The sequence below is a fragment of the Micromonospora taraxaci genome, assembly GCF_007830095.1.
GTDB lineage: Bacteria > Actinomycetota > Actinomycetes > Mycobacteriales > Micromonosporaceae > Micromonospora > Micromonospora taraxaci.
In genome coordinates this window covers 2606211-2619657 of the sequence record NZ_VIWZ01000001.1, presented here as the reverse complement: position 1 = coordinate 2619657, position 13447 = coordinate 2606211, and the positions used below count along the sequence as shown (strand labels likewise).

The 13447-nt window shown below is 67.5% G+C and carries 11 protein-coding genes; 5 read left to right on the top strand and 6 right to left on the bottom strand.

Annotation, left to right across the window (positions count from 1 at the left end; translation table 11 throughout):
• Positions 1 to 59: 59 nt before the first annotated feature.
• Both FHU34_RS12235 and FHU34_RS12230 read right to left on the bottom strand, forming a co-directional pair.
• Positions 60 to 980: a terpene synthase family protein gene (locus FHU34_RS12235; RefSeq protein ID WP_145780065.1), complete on the bottom strand. Its 921-nt coding sequence runs from the start codon at positions 978 to 980 to the stop codon at positions 60 to 62.
• The gene (locus tag FHU34_RS12230; protein WP_145785556.1) at positions 977 to 2314 is read right to left on the bottom strand and encodes a cytochrome P450; all 1338 of its coding nucleotides are present in this window, start codon (positions 2312 to 2314) and stop codon (positions 977 to 979) included. The genes FHU34_RS12235 and FHU34_RS12230 overlap by 4 nt, the downstream gene beginning before the upstream one ends.
• A gap of 594 nt (positions 2315 to 2908) precedes the next feature.
• On the opposite strand from FHU34_RS12230, the gene FHU34_RS12225 reads away from it, so the two are divergent.
• Positions 2909 to 4039: a DUF2267 domain-containing protein gene (locus tag FHU34_RS12225; protein WP_145780064.1), complete on the top strand. Its 1131-nt coding sequence runs from the start codon at positions 2909 to 2911 to the stop codon at positions 4037 to 4039.
• Positions 4040 to 4195: 156 nt separating this feature from the next.
• On the opposite strand, the gene FHU34_RS12220 is transcribed toward FHU34_RS12225, so the two are convergent.
• From FHU34_RS12220 to FHU34_RS12205, 4 genes are all read right to left on the bottom strand, one after another.
• Positions 4196 to 5206: a mechanosensitive ion channel family protein gene (locus FHU34_RS12220; protein ID WP_145780063.1), complete on the bottom strand. Its 1011-nt coding sequence runs from the start codon at positions 5204 to 5206 to the stop codon at positions 4196 to 4198.
• Positions 5207 to 5430: 224 nt separating this feature from the next.
• The gene (locus FHU34_RS12215; RefSeq protein ID WP_208744970.1) at positions 5431 to 6261 is read right to left on the bottom strand and encodes a CPBP family intramembrane glutamic endopeptidase; all 831 of its coding nucleotides are present in this window, start codon (positions 6259 to 6261) and stop codon (positions 5431 to 5433) included.
• Between the two features lie 546 nt (positions 6262 to 6807).
• Positions 6808 to 7647 (bottom strand): SMI1/KNR4 family protein, encoded by an 840-nt coding sequence (locus FHU34_RS12210; RefSeq protein ID WP_145780061.1) that lies wholly within the window; start codon positions 7645 to 7647, stop codon positions 6808 to 6810.
• A gap of 782 nt (positions 7648 to 8429) precedes the next feature.
• The gene (locus tag FHU34_RS12205; RefSeq protein WP_145780060.1) at positions 8430 to 9272 is read right to left on the bottom strand and encodes an aldo/keto reductase; all 843 of its coding nucleotides are present in this window, start codon (positions 9270 to 9272) and stop codon (positions 8430 to 8432) included.
• 236 nt (positions 9273 to 9508) lie between these two features.
• Between FHU34_RS12205 and FHU34_RS12200 the strand changes: the two genes are divergently transcribed.
• From FHU34_RS12200 to FHU34_RS12185, 4 genes are all read left to right on the top strand, one after another.
• Positions 9509 to 10090, top strand: a complete 582-nt coding sequence (locus FHU34_RS12200) for a type 1 glutamine amidotransferase domain-containing protein (protein WP_145780059.1) — start codon at positions 9509 to 9511, stop codon at positions 10088 to 10090.
• A gap of 393 nt (positions 10091 to 10483) precedes the next feature.
• Complete coding sequence (locus tag FHU34_RS33630; protein ID WP_244311628.1) at positions 10484 to 11404, top strand: SRPBCC family protein; 921 nt, start codon at positions 10484 to 10486, stop codon at positions 11402 to 11404.
• Positions 11401 to 12576, top strand: coding sequence for a zinc-dependent alcohol dehydrogenase (locus tag FHU34_RS12190; RefSeq protein ID WP_145780057.1), 1176 nt, complete (start codon positions 11401 to 11403; stop codon positions 12574 to 12576). Before FHU34_RS33630 ends, FHU34_RS12190 begins: the two co-directional genes overlap by 4 nt.
• Positions 12577 to 12771: 195 nt before the next feature.
• Positions 12772 to 13401, top strand: a complete 630-nt coding sequence (locus tag FHU34_RS12185) for a TMEM175 family protein (RefSeq protein ID WP_145780056.1) — start codon at positions 12772 to 12774, stop codon at positions 13399 to 13401.
• Positions 13402 to 13447 lie beyond the last annotated feature (46 nt).

Genomic DNA, 13447 nt, shown 5'->3' with positions numbered 1-13447 from the left:
CGCCGGTCGAGGCGAGGGTCCGGCCCTCTGGTCCCCGCGTCTGTTCCGGGAAAGCGCGGTCAACGCTCAACGGTGCCCCAATAATCCGTGCCGCGATAGAAACCAGTGGTGAACCCGATTTCCCGGGCCAGGTAACGGGCTTCCTGCGCGCACGTGCCTTCCAACTCCTGAAGCAGCGTGCGGCACATGTCGATCCGCTCGGTGATGTTTCGGTTGATCTCATCCCTGTCGACGCCGAGCATGAGGGCGTTGAGATCCCCTGTCTTGAGATCGCGCTCATAGCTGGCCATGTCGTTCACCAGACGCAGGATTTTCTGTACCTCGCGACTGGCCGCTGTCAGTTCGGGGAGGTGGCTCAGGGTCTCCTGGTCGGCGGTGGCAAGCCAGTGGGACACGTTGACAAAGGACGCGCCGTAGTTGTCCGCGTTGTCGAGGTATTCCACGAATGTTGGCAGCTGACGCTCGTCGGCTGCCCTGGCGGCTCGCCACTGCCACTCCAAGACCTCAGCGGTGAGCATCTTGTCGACTTCGTCCCGCCACAGCGGCTGAGCGTCTGCGAACGCGGGTACGGCGGCCAACTCGTCGCGAATCTCGGCGAGAAACTGGCCGAGCGCGTCTCCGGCCGCCGGCGTGGCGCCGTCGGCGACCGCGATGCAGGCGGAGGCGATCGCCGTTACGGAGTCCAGGGACGTCGCGACAGAGTCGACCATCCAGTCTTCCGCAGTGACCCACAGCGACGCCCGGTTGGCGATGCGAAGCTGCTCTGCGGTGCACCACGGCGCTATGAACGCCGTCGACAGCGCCAGCGCGCCCAGCATGGCGCCGTCAACCGGTGGGCTGGGGAACAGGGTGGGATACATCGACGCGCACTGCTGTAGGTCTCGATGGCCCCGAGCGGCGAGGACGCAGATGCGTCCCTCTTCCGCAGCTGCCGCGAGGCCGTCGGCGACGGTATGGGTAGGCACAGGTACTCCTCTCATGCGGCGGTGCGAGCTATGCGCGTCAAGACCATTTCCACGGGGCGTGCGGGACGTAGCGAGGCGGCGACCCTCGTGCTGGGAATGGCGGAATCGTTCAGACGGAACCGGAACCGGCTCAGGAAGGTCGCCACGACGAGAACGGCCTCGAGTGCGAACAGGTGCTCGCCCAAACAGCGGTGCCTCCCCCCTCCGAAGGGGTAATACGCGTACCGGTGGCGGCCCTCGTCACGGCCTGGCGCGAAACGCTCAGGGTCGAAGACCTCCGCCGTCTCCCCCCAGAGCGCGGACATCCGATGCGTGGCGTACGGCGAGAGGATGATGCTCGCCCCCTTCTTGATGCGCACTCCGCCGAGCACGTCCGCCTCGGCCGCGCGACGGGGCAGAATCCAGCCGGCCGGGTAGAGCCGGAGGAGTTCGTCCAGCACCATCCGGGTGTAGGTGAGTTCCTGCAGGTTCTCGGCGCGGATCGGACCTTCACCGATGACGTGGTCGACCTCGGCGTAGAGCCGACTGGCGACCTCCGGGTTGTTGGCGAGGACCGGCCACAGCCAGGTGAGCACGACGTACGAGGTCTCCGTCGTGACCGCGACCATCGACACCAGGTCGTCGCGCATCTGCTTGAGACTGAGCGGAGCTCCTTCAGAGGTCCGGGCTCGCGCCAGGGTGGACAACACGTCATCGCTGTCGCCTGGTCGCTGGAGCGCCTCTTGTAGAACGGGCAGCAGGATATCGTCGATTGCGCGAACCGCAGCGATGAAGCGTCGATCGCCGGGCAAGCGGATCCACCACGGCACGCCCGGCGCGAGCAGGCGAGGTCCCATCGCAGTAACGATCACCTCCTGTGCGGCCATGATCCGCAGGGCGGCTTCGATGTCGATTCGATCGGCGAAGAAGACCCGCATGATGGCACTGGAAACGATCCGGGACAGTTCGGCGCCGACATCGATCGGCGTTCCCGCAGCGGCCGCCACCTCAAGCTCGTCGACCGAGGTGGCGATGGCCTCGGCCATGGTGTCGACCAGTGGGCCGATGCGAGTCGTCCTGAACAGCGGGCCGAGCGTCCGCCTGCTGGCCGCCCAGGTCTCACCCTCCGCGAGGATGCCGTCTCCGACCAACCTCCGTACTGACCGCCACAGTGCGGTGTCGTCACCTCGCGGGTAGATGTCGGCCTTCTCCTGCAGCACCTGCTGCACATCGGCCGGGTCGGTGACGAGATACGCGCTGGAAACTCCCAGTCCAAGGCGGACGACGGCACCGCCGGACCAGTTCGCGATGTCGACGAGCGACTGGTGCGGGTCGCGGACCAGCCGCGGCAGCGCCTTGTAGACAGGAATGGCCATGGCCTTGGCACCTGGCGTCGTTCTCGGCATCGTGAGACCCCTCCCCACCGCGCCTGACGGGCGCTCATGGTCACCCGGCTCGATGTCACAGTGGCCGTCAGTGTCCTAGGTGTAACGCGAGTCAGCAATGGGTGACCCAGATAGTCACACCACACCTCACGACGATCGACGCGCCCTCGATGCGGTTGACGTGGGGTTGAGGGCTAATGCGGATCTCGACGATCACCGCGATTGTGGCAACTCCTAGATCATCGGCGAGTGCGCCGCCAAGCTGGAGCGCTACTGCGCAGCCTCGACGCTGGAGCTGACCCGACGGTGGTCACCGCCGGGATTGCGCAGACCCAGGCCGAACGCGCCAGCTGCCTTCGAGAAGACCTCAGCCCAGCGAATCCGCCGCACCCTTCGGAATGGTCTTCTAGGCTGCGTGGGCGGCCCGCCCCAATGTGACACAGGCGTCGAGTTGGTGCTGTACGGGTTGGTCGGGGCGCTCTCCTCGGCGGCCTGGCTTCACTACTGTGCCTCGACGGCGCGTGACGCACCCGGTTCTCGCCGTTGGCGGCCGAGCCCGGCTACCGGTGAGGAGCAGCGGTGACCCAGAGCGAAGGGCAACGCCCGGAGATCGTCGTGGGACTGGTGGCAACCCCACCGGACCACCCTGCCCGGGTGGCGGCGAGGCTCACTGCGGAGTTGGCCCGCCGGCTCACGGAGCGGGTGAGCGCCGATGTGCGGTGGACCGTCCGGGAAGGCTGGGGGGATGTGGCGCCACGCCGCGACGGCGGCGCCGAGGCTCTGCTCGACGATCTTGCTAGACGGCGCGCCGACGACAAGTGGGACGTCGCCGTCTGTCTGACCGATCTGCCACTGCATGGCGAGCGGGTGCCCCTGGTCGCGCAGACCTCCGGCCGACGCCAGGTCGCGATGATCTCCCTGCCCGCGCTGGGCCTGCACCAGATACGAGCGGCCCGCGCAGCCGTTCCGGATCTGATCAACCAACTACTGACCGACGCCACCGACCACCGGGTGCCGCCGGCCGAGTGGGCGTCGGCCGAGTTGACAGGCCGGATTCCCGCCGTCCGCCGAGTGATCGGCGGGGCTGACGCCGGTGAGCGGCGCTACCTCGCCTCGGGGCTGATCGGCCGGGCGCGCCTGGTGACTGGCATGGTCCGAGCCAACCAACCCGGACGCGCCCTGCTGGGCCTGTCCAAGCTGCTGGTCGGTGCGTTCGGCACGGCCGCGTTCGCGCTCACCACGGACACCATCTGGCAGATGGGCGATGCCCTCGGCGGACTTCGGCTCACCGTGATCATGCTGCTCGGGCTGGCCGCGTTGGTGGTCTGGCTGATCGGCGCGCACGGCCTCTGGGAGAGGCCGAGCCGCGAGACACCAAAAGAGCTGGCACGGCTGTTCAACCTGGGTACGATCCTCACTCTCACGCTAGCGACGGCACTGTCCTACGTGGTGCTCTTCGTGGGAACGGTGCTCGTCGGGGCGCTGCTGATCGACACATCCGTGCTGACCCAGGTTCTGCAGCGCCCGGTGAATACCAGCGACTATCTGACGCTGGCCTGGATCACCAGCTCACTGGCCACTGTCGGCGGCGCGATCGGCTCCGGGCTGGAGAACGAGGAAACAGTCCGGGCTGCCGCTTACGGCTATCACCCTCAGCCCAGTGGCTGGCGGGACGAGAAAGGCAGGGAGCAGCCCAGCAGCGGGAGGTAGGCGGACGAGCGCACTCGGGGTCGCCTGGACCGCTGGGTACCGCAACTACCTCTTCCCGGACTCGGGCCTCCTCTGGCGTTGCAGTTCGACACACTGGCCACCCTTGACTTCCGAGACGGGCCTCAGCGGGGCGCATGGCCCATCGGACCTGCCGGGTCAGGGCTGATACTGACTGCGGGTACGGGGAAGCCACTGCGGATGATGGTCGCGCAGGTAGCAGACCAACCCCTCGCGCAGGTCGCAGCGCAGGTCCCAGGCGCTGGCGCCGTCGGCAGCCGAGGCCTGCACCTGGATGACCACCGTCTGCGAGGTGGAGTCGACCATCTGGAGCACCCACTGGTCGCGATCCCACAGCGGTGAGGACTCGACCAGCCGGCGCGCCTCCCGCCGCAGGTCATCCAGATCGGCGGTGTGGTCGACATGGATCTGGATCTTGCCGATCACCCGGGACTCGTTGCGGGTCCAGTTCTGAAACGACCGCTCGGTGAAGTACGTGGTGGGCAGGATGAGCATCCGCTCGTCCCAGAGCCGGATCACCACATTGGTGAGCTTCACCTCCTCGACCCGGCCCCACTCACCGTCCACCACCAGCACGTCGCCGACATGCAGACCGTCGGCGAAGGCGACCTGGACACCGGCGAACGCGTTGCCCAGCGCGGTACGGGCCGACAGACCGATCAACGCCCCGACCACCCCCGCCGACGTCAGTACGGAGACGCCGAAGAGACGTACCGGCCGAAAGGTGCTCAGAATCAGGCCGATCGCGACCATCGTGACCACGGCGACGGTGAGCCGCCGCACGGGACGAATCTGCGTCCGAGCCCGCCGGACCCGCCGGCTGGCGACCGCGTCACCCGGTAGGCGGCTGAACGCGACCGCCTCAGCGACGTGCAACGCCCTGATCACCAACCAAGCCCCGGACAGGACCAGAGCCACCAGGACGACGTGCCGCAGGTGACGCTGCCACCCGACCGGACCCAACGGCAGCGCGTAGTACAACACCCCAGCCAGCAGCGCCGCTGCCGCCGGACCGCGGCAGGCGTGCCGCAGCGGTTCCAGCACCCACTGGTAACGGCCGCGGGCTACCCGGCGGACCAGCACCCCGGAGATCAAGTCCACGACCACCGCCGCCGCCAGCACGGCTACTACGATCAACGCGGTACGCATCAGAGGCCGTTCACCCTAGTCCCGATGCCACCCTCCCCCGACTCCCTGCCCAGCCCACATGCCCAGGGTGCCACCCCGTCCAGCGGTAAGCGGCCAACATCGGCGAACAACCGCTGACCACACCTGCGTCAGCCGCCCGGTGGCCGCTTCCGCCTTGATCGCACAGCTCCCGGCCGGCCTCGTGTGCTGCGGTGTCTGTGGCCGATCCCTGCACTCTGGTGGGCTCAGCCCGCGCTGGTGGTGCGGGCTCGCCGCTCACGTAGCCAGACCAGCACCACCATGGCGATGTTGACGGCGCCGAGGATCAGCAGGGACGCGTCACCGGAGTCGGTGGACCGGTCGATCGCGTAGGGCTCACCGTCCGCCATCACCGTGTTGACGATCCCGAACAGGACGTTGTTGGCGACGTGGAAGGCGACCGGCGCCTCGATGCCGCGACTGATGATGGCCATCGCGCCGGTGCTGACGCCGATGAACGTGTAGTAGCCGAACAGCCAGGGGTCGGTCGACCCGTGGACCACGGCGAAGCCCAGGCCGGAGACGGCGAGCCCGACGACCAGGGCCGGACGCACCGCGCGCACCCAGGACGCGGCGGCGGGCAACACGGCGCTTCGGAACATCAACTCCTCGCCGGCCGACTGCAGCGGCGTGCTCAGCACGGTGACCACCAGCACGCCGATCGTCGTGCCGGTGACCCCGACGGCGGTCCAACCCGGGGAGTCGGGCGCGACAAGCGCCACGACACCGATCCCGGCACCCACCAGCAACGCCGCTGCGATCAGGTAGTACGTCAGGCGGCGGGCGTCGAAGGTTCGGGGAAAGCTGATCAGGCTCCGCCACGGCACCTTGGCGGTCCGCACCAGGAGCAGGATCGCCAGGACGCCCGCCGCGCCGATGCTGATGTTGATGGCCAACAACTTCAACGGCGTGAAGTCGGCCGACATCGGGTCGTCGCTGCCCTCGATGAGGCCCACGACCTGGTAGAGCACCACCTGGAGAAGCAGCATCACCAGCGGCGGCACCAGGATGACCACGAGCGGCTTCCACCAGCTCATGCGGAGGTGGGCGCCGAAGGGCCGGGAGGTGTCGACGGCCGGCCCGGATTGCTCCGATGTCAGGAGGCGCGAGCTTCCGGCGTCAGAGAGTCCCGCGCGTTTCGTCCCTTGCCAGGGTCCGTCGGATCGTGGGGGGTTCATCGGGAGGTTCCTTTCCGAAGGTGGACATCCCATTGCAGCGCTCACCGCGCCCTGCCGGCAGTGCCACCACGTCACCACCTCACCGTGACATTCCGACCTGCGCCTCCCCTCGCACCCTGATGCCTCAACGCGGAACGCATGGGTGCGCCGGGCCGGCCTGTCGCCGGCCTGGCCCACGCCGTAGATGAAGCAGTCACACTTTCTCCGGCGGCCCCTGGTCGGCGGAGAAGATAGGCCCCCGGATGCGTCGGTCACCTGGCCGGTCGCCCAGCGGGCCCTGGAGAGGCAAGGAAGGCGATCATGTCCGCGACATCCGCCGGCTCGCCGACACGGCGCAGGGCCGATAGCCCGGTCACGGCCTCGCGGAGCGGTCACGCATCCGGGCACCTCAGCTGTCGCTGATGGTCAGCCGACCCATACCCGTGTGCCACGCACTGTCTGAGCGTGTCTCAGCGTGTGACCCAGTTCAGGGATCGCGTTGATGACCGCGGCCCGCGCGGCCTCCTCGTCGACTGCGGGAAAGGCGATGCGGATTAGGCGCCCGTTCGGCCATTCGCTGTAGGTGACCCGCCAGTCCTGTGCTGTGGCGAAGCGAACGTCGCAATCACCTTCATGAATACTGAAACCACGATCCTGAACTGGCCCGAACAGTTGGCGCAGCAGTCGCGCACGCTCCCTGAAACTGCCGGCCCCACCGTCGAGATACACGTACACCTGCTTGAGTTTGCGGGCTGGCTCGAACCAGGCCCTGCCTCGCGGTGGCCTGGGCAGCGTTCGTGTGGGCAGGGTGCGCTTCAGCCAGTCGACGATGAAGGCGACCGCGCCGCCTTCGTAAAGCTGGTAGTTGCTGTCGTGCTGATTCCATACCACCACTGGCCACTCATCCGGCTCGCCCCTGGTTAGCCAGCACAGCGAGTGCCCGTCGTAGGTGCCGCCCCACAGCAGCAGGCCACCAGCTTCCGGGTAGAGCGGATATGGGTACCACATTGGGAACTTGCCTCGCGAGGCCGCGTGCCCTTCCAGCAACAATGTGTTGCGCCGAATGTTCATGTCGTCGCCTGCCAGGGGGTATGCGAAGAGGTAGTCGAGGAACATGCCAGCCCCGTAGGCCGTGAGGAGCTCCTTGAAGTCGGCAGGAAGCTCCAACCCGAGCTCGGCCTCGCAAGCGGCGAATTCCTGCGGCAACGACACGTCGATCCCATGATCGGGAGCAGGCACAAGCGTGATCAACTTTTGCAACGACATGGCGGAACCCTAATCAATTAAGCGAAGGTGGCTTGTCCGCCCGAGACGACACCCGACCACTTCGGTATCCGCTGGGAGGTCGAGCCATACCGCTCGGCCTTCATCACCGCAGGTCAAAGCCCCTCGCCTCTGCCCTGCGCCCGGTGAGCGCTTCGGGCGGGGAAACCTGCACCCGACGGTTGTCACCGCCTGGATTGCGGTTAGACCCAGACTGAACGCGCCCGCGCGGAAGCAGACCTCCGCGCAAACTCGGGCGCCCCCGGGCGCAGGATGAGCCGAGGAGAAATCATGGCCCTGGTGGACGCACTCGGCGACATCACCGCCGTGCTCCGCGACGCCGATCCCTCAGACAAGGCCGAGGTGTACCAGCAACTCGACGTTCGGCCGAACTACCATCCTGAAACGGCAAACGGTGCGCGCTGCAATCGATTTCAGCGCGTGCCGGCTCAGGAGCGACGGCTGGCGGGACGAGAAAGACGGGTAGCCCCACAGCGGAAGGTAAGTGGGCGTACACCCGAGTCGCGACGGTCATCTGGTGGGCTGGAAGACGGCCCGTCCGCCGACCCTGTTGGGTGGCCATCCGCAGTGGCTTGCACTCGATCTGCTCGTGCGAGTGCCGCGACAACGGCAACCTTCAGGGCAAAACCTTTCACAAGGGACATATCCCGCAGGGATGCTTGTGACACCCCGCGGAGTTCCCGCTGGTCAGGGCGCTCTGGAGTGAGACCGTGCACCAGCGCGATGGTGATCTCGCCTGGCGCCCGCCCAAACGGCCACTGCCCCTACAACATCTCCAGCGGTTGCGGGCCGGTAGGTGGCGGGAATGCCGTGTCGAGTGCCGTCATGTCTTCCTCGGTCAGGTGCAGGTCGCGTGCTTCCGCGTTCTCCCGGGTGTGTTCCGAGTTGGACGATCGGGGGATGGCCGCGACCATCTCCTGCCTCAGCACCCAGGCCAGCGCGACCTGAGCGGGCGTCGCCCCGTGCCGCGCGGCGACCTCCGCAACCTGGTCGTGGCCGAGCAGTCTGCCCTGCTCGATCGGGGAGTACGCCATCACCGGGACCCGGTGCTCACGTAGCCAGGGCAGCAGATCGTACTCGGGGCCGCGGCGGGTGAGGTTGTACAGGATCTGGTTGGTGGCGCAGTCGTTCCCGCCCGCATCGAGTAGCTCGGTCATGTCGGAGAGGTCGAAGTTGCTCACGCCCCACTGCCCGATGTCGCCGGCGTCGACGAGTTCGGCGAACGCCTCGATGGTCTCCGCGAGTGGATGTGTGCCGCGCCAGTGCAGCAGATAGAGGTCGATGTGGTCGACGCCGAGTCGTTGCAGGCTGCGGCGGCAGGCCTGCACGGTTCCCCGGCGGCTGGCGTTGGACGGCAGCACCTTGTCCACCAGGAACACATCGCCGCGTCGTCCGACAATGGCCTCGCCGACAAGCTCCTCGGAGGCGCCATCGCCGTACATCTCCGCAGTGTCGATCAAGGTCATACCCAGGTCCAGGCCAGCGTGCAGGGCGGCCAACTCATCCCGTCGCCTCGCGGGGCGCTCACCCAGGTACCACGTGCCCTGGCCGAGCACGGGCATGGTCTGGCCGGACGGCAGTTCGATCGGAGCGGCAGGGAGAGTCATGTCGGCCTTTCCGGGGCCTCGGCGCCAGTGGGTCAGTCCGTTACCCGCATCGACCGGAAGCAGTCTCGTACGGTGACCTTTCCTCCACGCAGACCCTGCCTGATCGGCGAGCGGCCGATCCTCCCACCCTTGAGCGGCCATTGGTGACCTGTTTCCCGCTTCTGACAGCGGGAAGGCGACCGCGAGCGAACGATGCGCCGCCGACGGGGCGACGCCGTGAAGGAAAGGCCGCCAAGATGGCGCAGAGCCAGCAGCCACTGACCGGCAACCGAATCGCCTGCCTCGCCGCCGACGGGGTGGAGGACGTGGAGTACACCCAGTCCCGAGCCGCCGCCGAGCAGGCCGGCGCCGAGGTCCACCTGATCTCATTGAATTCCGGCGAGATCCAGTCGATGAACCAGGACATCAACCCGGCCAACCACTATCGGGTGGACCGGACCGTGAAGGAGGCCAATGCGGCCGACTACGACGCCCTGCTGCTGCCGGGCGGGACGGTCAACCCCGACCGGCTCCGGATGAACCCACAGGCGATGGACTTCGTCCGGGCGTTCTTCCGGCAACAGAAGCCGGTGGCGGCGATCTGCCACGGCCCCTGGTCGTTGGTCGAGACCGGCATGGTCAGCGGCCGGACCGTCACCTCGTTCCCCAGTCTGCGGACCGACATCCGCAACGCTGGCGGGAACTGGGTGGACCAACAGGTACAGGTCGACAACGGCCTGATCACCAGCCGCAACCCCAGTGATCTTCCGGCCTTCTGCGCCAAGATGGTAGAGGTGTTCGCCCAGGGCGAGAACGTCCGCCAGATGGCGACGGCCTGACGCGGCAGGGCTCAGGATCCGGAGGATCAGGCCGGGCCTGAGCCCCACAGCGGGGGCATCCCGATCCCGACGGCCGAAACGCCGCCGCTCCTGCCTGGCAACGGCTGTGCGGGACTGGTGCGCATGGTGCGGGCTGCTGGTGGTCGCGGCCCGCACGCCGTCCTGAGCAGCAGGACAGGGATCACCTCCATACCGCGACCAATGCACGGATTGAGGTGGTTTCCGGGGGGTATGCGCGCCTCTACAGGTCGCATCCCCGGACTTCCGTGAGCCGGAATGGCTCAGCCGAGAGGCGACCCAATACGGAGGTTACCCGTGACTCAACTAGCAACCCGAGAGGCCGCGCAGGCCAGGCAGGAAGACGTCCGACGGCGAGGGCGCCGGCTCGGCTGGATGAGTCTCGGTCTGGGCGTGGCACAGCTGGCGGCACCGGACGCGGTGCGCCGGATCAGCGGGGTGGACGACTCCTCGACCTCCCGGGCGGTGGTGCCGCTGGTCGGGGCGAGGGAGTTGGTCCATGCGGCCGGGCTCCTGACGAGCCGGCGCAAGGGCATGTGGGCGTGGACCCGGGTTGTGGGCGACGCAATGGACCTGGCCTCTCTCGGGGTGGCCATCGCTAACCGCGGCGGGCACCGCCGGCGTCGCCTCGTCGGTGTCACCGGCGCCATCGTCGGGATCACCGTGGTGGATCTGCTGACCGCCATGCAGGCCACCCGCGTGCAGAGGATGAGTTCAGCGCCGGCGGTACGAGGCTCACGCGAAGGAGGACCCATGGAGCTGACAGCCACGACAACCATCCGCAAACCCCCGCCCACGGTCTACGCGTTCTGGCGTGACCTGGACAACCTCCCCACGTTCATGGCACACCTTGAGAAGATCCGCGCCACCGGCGACCGTACGAGCCACTGGTCCGCCAGCGCGCCTTTCGGCAAGAACGTCGAGTGGGACGCGGAAATCATCGACGAGGCACCCGGGGAGAAGATCGCGTGGCGGTCCACCGGTAATGCCGACGTGCCGAACGCCGGCACAGTCCGGTTCGCGCCCGCCCCGGATGGTGTCAGCACCGAGGTGCACGTCGTCATGTCGTACGACATCCCGGGCGGCGCGGTCGGCAAGGTGGTCGCCAGGTACTTCGGTGAGGAACCGCACCAGCAGCTCGACGACGACCTTCGCCGGCTCAAGCAGGTGCTGGAGACCGGCCAGGTGGTCCGATCCGAGGGCGCCCCGTGGGGCAAGCGGGCCCGCAAGGAGTTCCCGCAACGTCCGGCGCAACCGCTGTCGGATTCCGAGCTCGCGAAGGGGGCGGATGCGTGAGGGCGAACACCTGGGCGGGCCGCAACAAGGTCAAGGTCCGTGACGTACCGGACCCGAAGATCCTCAACGACCGCGACGCCATCGTACGGATCACCTCCACCGCGATCTGTGGCTCGGACCTGCACCTGCTCGACGGGTACGTGCCCACGATGCAGGACGGCGACGTCATGGGTCACGAGTTCATGGGCGAGGTGGTGGAGGTCGGCCGGGGCGTCGACCCAGGTCGGGTACGCGTCGGGGACCGGGTCGTCGTACCGTTCCCCATCGCTTGCGGCGCGTGCGGCGCCTGCGCCGCCGAGCTGTACTCCTGCTGCGAGAACTCCAACCCCAACGCCGGGATCGCGGAGAAGATGTTCGGCCACCCGGTCGCCGGAATCTTCGGCTATTCGCATCTGACCGGCGGCTTCGCCGGCGGTCAGGCGCAGTACGCGCGGGTGCCGTTCGCCGACGTCGGTCCCCTGAAGATCGAGTCCGACCTCACCGACGAGCAGGTGCTGTTCCTCTCCGACATCCTGCCCACCGGCTACATGGGCGCCGAGATGTGCGACATCCAGCCCACCGACGTGGTGGCGGTGTGGGGCGCCGGCCCGGTCGGGCAGTTCGCGATGGACAGTGCCCGCGCGCTCGGCGCGGCGAAGGTCATCGCTATCGACAAGGAGCCGTACCGGCTGCAGATGGCCGAACGGGCGGGCCACACGCCGGTGAACTTCGAGGATGTCGACGTGCGGTCCCGGCTGCTCGAACTGACCGGTGGGCGGGGACCGGACAAGTGCATCGACGCGGTCGGCATGGAGGCCAGCCACGGTGCCGCGCACGTGCACGCCTACGACCGGATCAAGCAGGCAGTCCGCTCGGAGACTGAGCGCCCACACGCACTGCGGCAGGCGATCCTGTCCTGCCGCAGCGGCGGCATCGTGTCGGTCATCGGCGTTTACGGCGGCTTCCTCGACAAGTTCCCGGCCGGGGCGTGGATGAATCGGGCGCTGACCCTGCGTACCGGTCAATGCCACGTGCAGCGCTACATGAAACCGCTGCTGCAGCGCATCGAACGTGGGGAGATCGACCCGACCCGGGTCATCACCCACACCCTGCCGCTCGACCAGGCAGAACGCGGCTTCGAGATCTTCAAGAACAAGCAGGACAACTGCGAGAAGGTCGTCCTCAAACCCTGACCACCACCCGCATCCGGCCACCGCGGCACGCCCGGTGGCCGGATGCGGCGTCTGTCCGCGGGCACCGATCTTCTGCGGCACCCTGCAGTCGCAACCCCGGCTCTCCATCTGTTTGCCATAGACGACCCTGGGTAGGCGCAGGCGGTGAGCGCGCCAGACGCAGACCTAGGCACCCGGTCAGACACCAGCCGCGCGGTGGCGTTCAGCGACGCCATCTTCGCCATCATCATCACGTTGCTGGTCTTGGACCTGCGGGTGCCGGACGTTCCTCCCGGCCGCCTCCTGTCTGGCCTGCTCAACCAGTGGCCGTCGTACGTCGCGTATCTCGCGTCCTACTCGTACGTGGCCGTCGTCTGGCTCAACCACAAGGCGGCGTTCAACCGCATCAAGCAGGTCGATCGCGGCCTGCACTGGATGAACCTGTTCGTGCTGTTCAGCACGGCGCTGCTGCCGTTCCCGACAGTCGTCGTGTCGGATGCGTTGCAGGAACACAACAACATGGACCAACGGGTCGCCGTCGCCTTCTACGCGTTGATCGGCGCGTTGCTGTGCGCGACGTGGCTGGCGTTCTACCACTACCTGGCTCGGAACCCCGACCTGCTGAAGGAACAAGTCAAGGACGGCTTCTTTCGCGTCGAGCGAGTCCGCGCCCTCACGGGGGTCGTGCTGTATGTCCTCGCCGGCTTGGTCGGCTACCTGGTGGCTCCCTTGATCGGCCTGGTCATCTTTCCACTTCTGCCCGTCTTCTACGCCATCACCAGCGCCGGCCTGTACCAGTTGCGCGTGACCCGAGATATCACCCACCGGCCTCCGCCACCAGCCTGAGGGCGGACGAACCGCTTCCCCACTGGGCAACCGATCCGAGGCGCCT

Coding starts and splice junctions, on each gene's coding strand:
- FHU34_RS12235 (WP_145780065.1), bottom strand. CDS start 980: ATGAGAGGAGTACCTGTGCCTACCCATACCGTCGCCGACGGCCTCGCG.
- FHU34_RS12220 (WP_145780063.1), bottom strand. CDS start 5,206: ATGCGTACCGCGTTGATCGTAGTAGCCGTGCTGGCGGCGGCGGTGGTC.
- FHU34_RS12215 (WP_208744970.1), bottom strand. CDS start 6,261: ATGAGCTGGTGGAAGCCGCTCGTGGTCATCCTGGTGCCGCCGCTGGTG.
- FHU34_RS12210 (WP_145780061.1), bottom strand. CDS start 7,647: ATGTCGTTGCAAAAGTTGATCACGCTTGTGCCTGCTCCCGATCATGGG.
- FHU34_RS12205 (WP_145780060.1), bottom strand. CDS start 9,272: ATGACTCTCCCTGCCGCTCCGATCGAACTGCCGTCCGGCCAGACCATG.
- FHU34_RS12200 (WP_145780059.1), top strand. CDS start 9,509: ATGGCGCAGAGCCAGCAGCCACTGACCGGCAACCGAATCGCCTGCCTC.
- FHU34_RS33630 (WP_244311628.1), top strand. CDS start 10,484: ATGAGTCTCGGTCTGGGCGTGGCACAGCTGGCGGCACCGGACGCGGTG.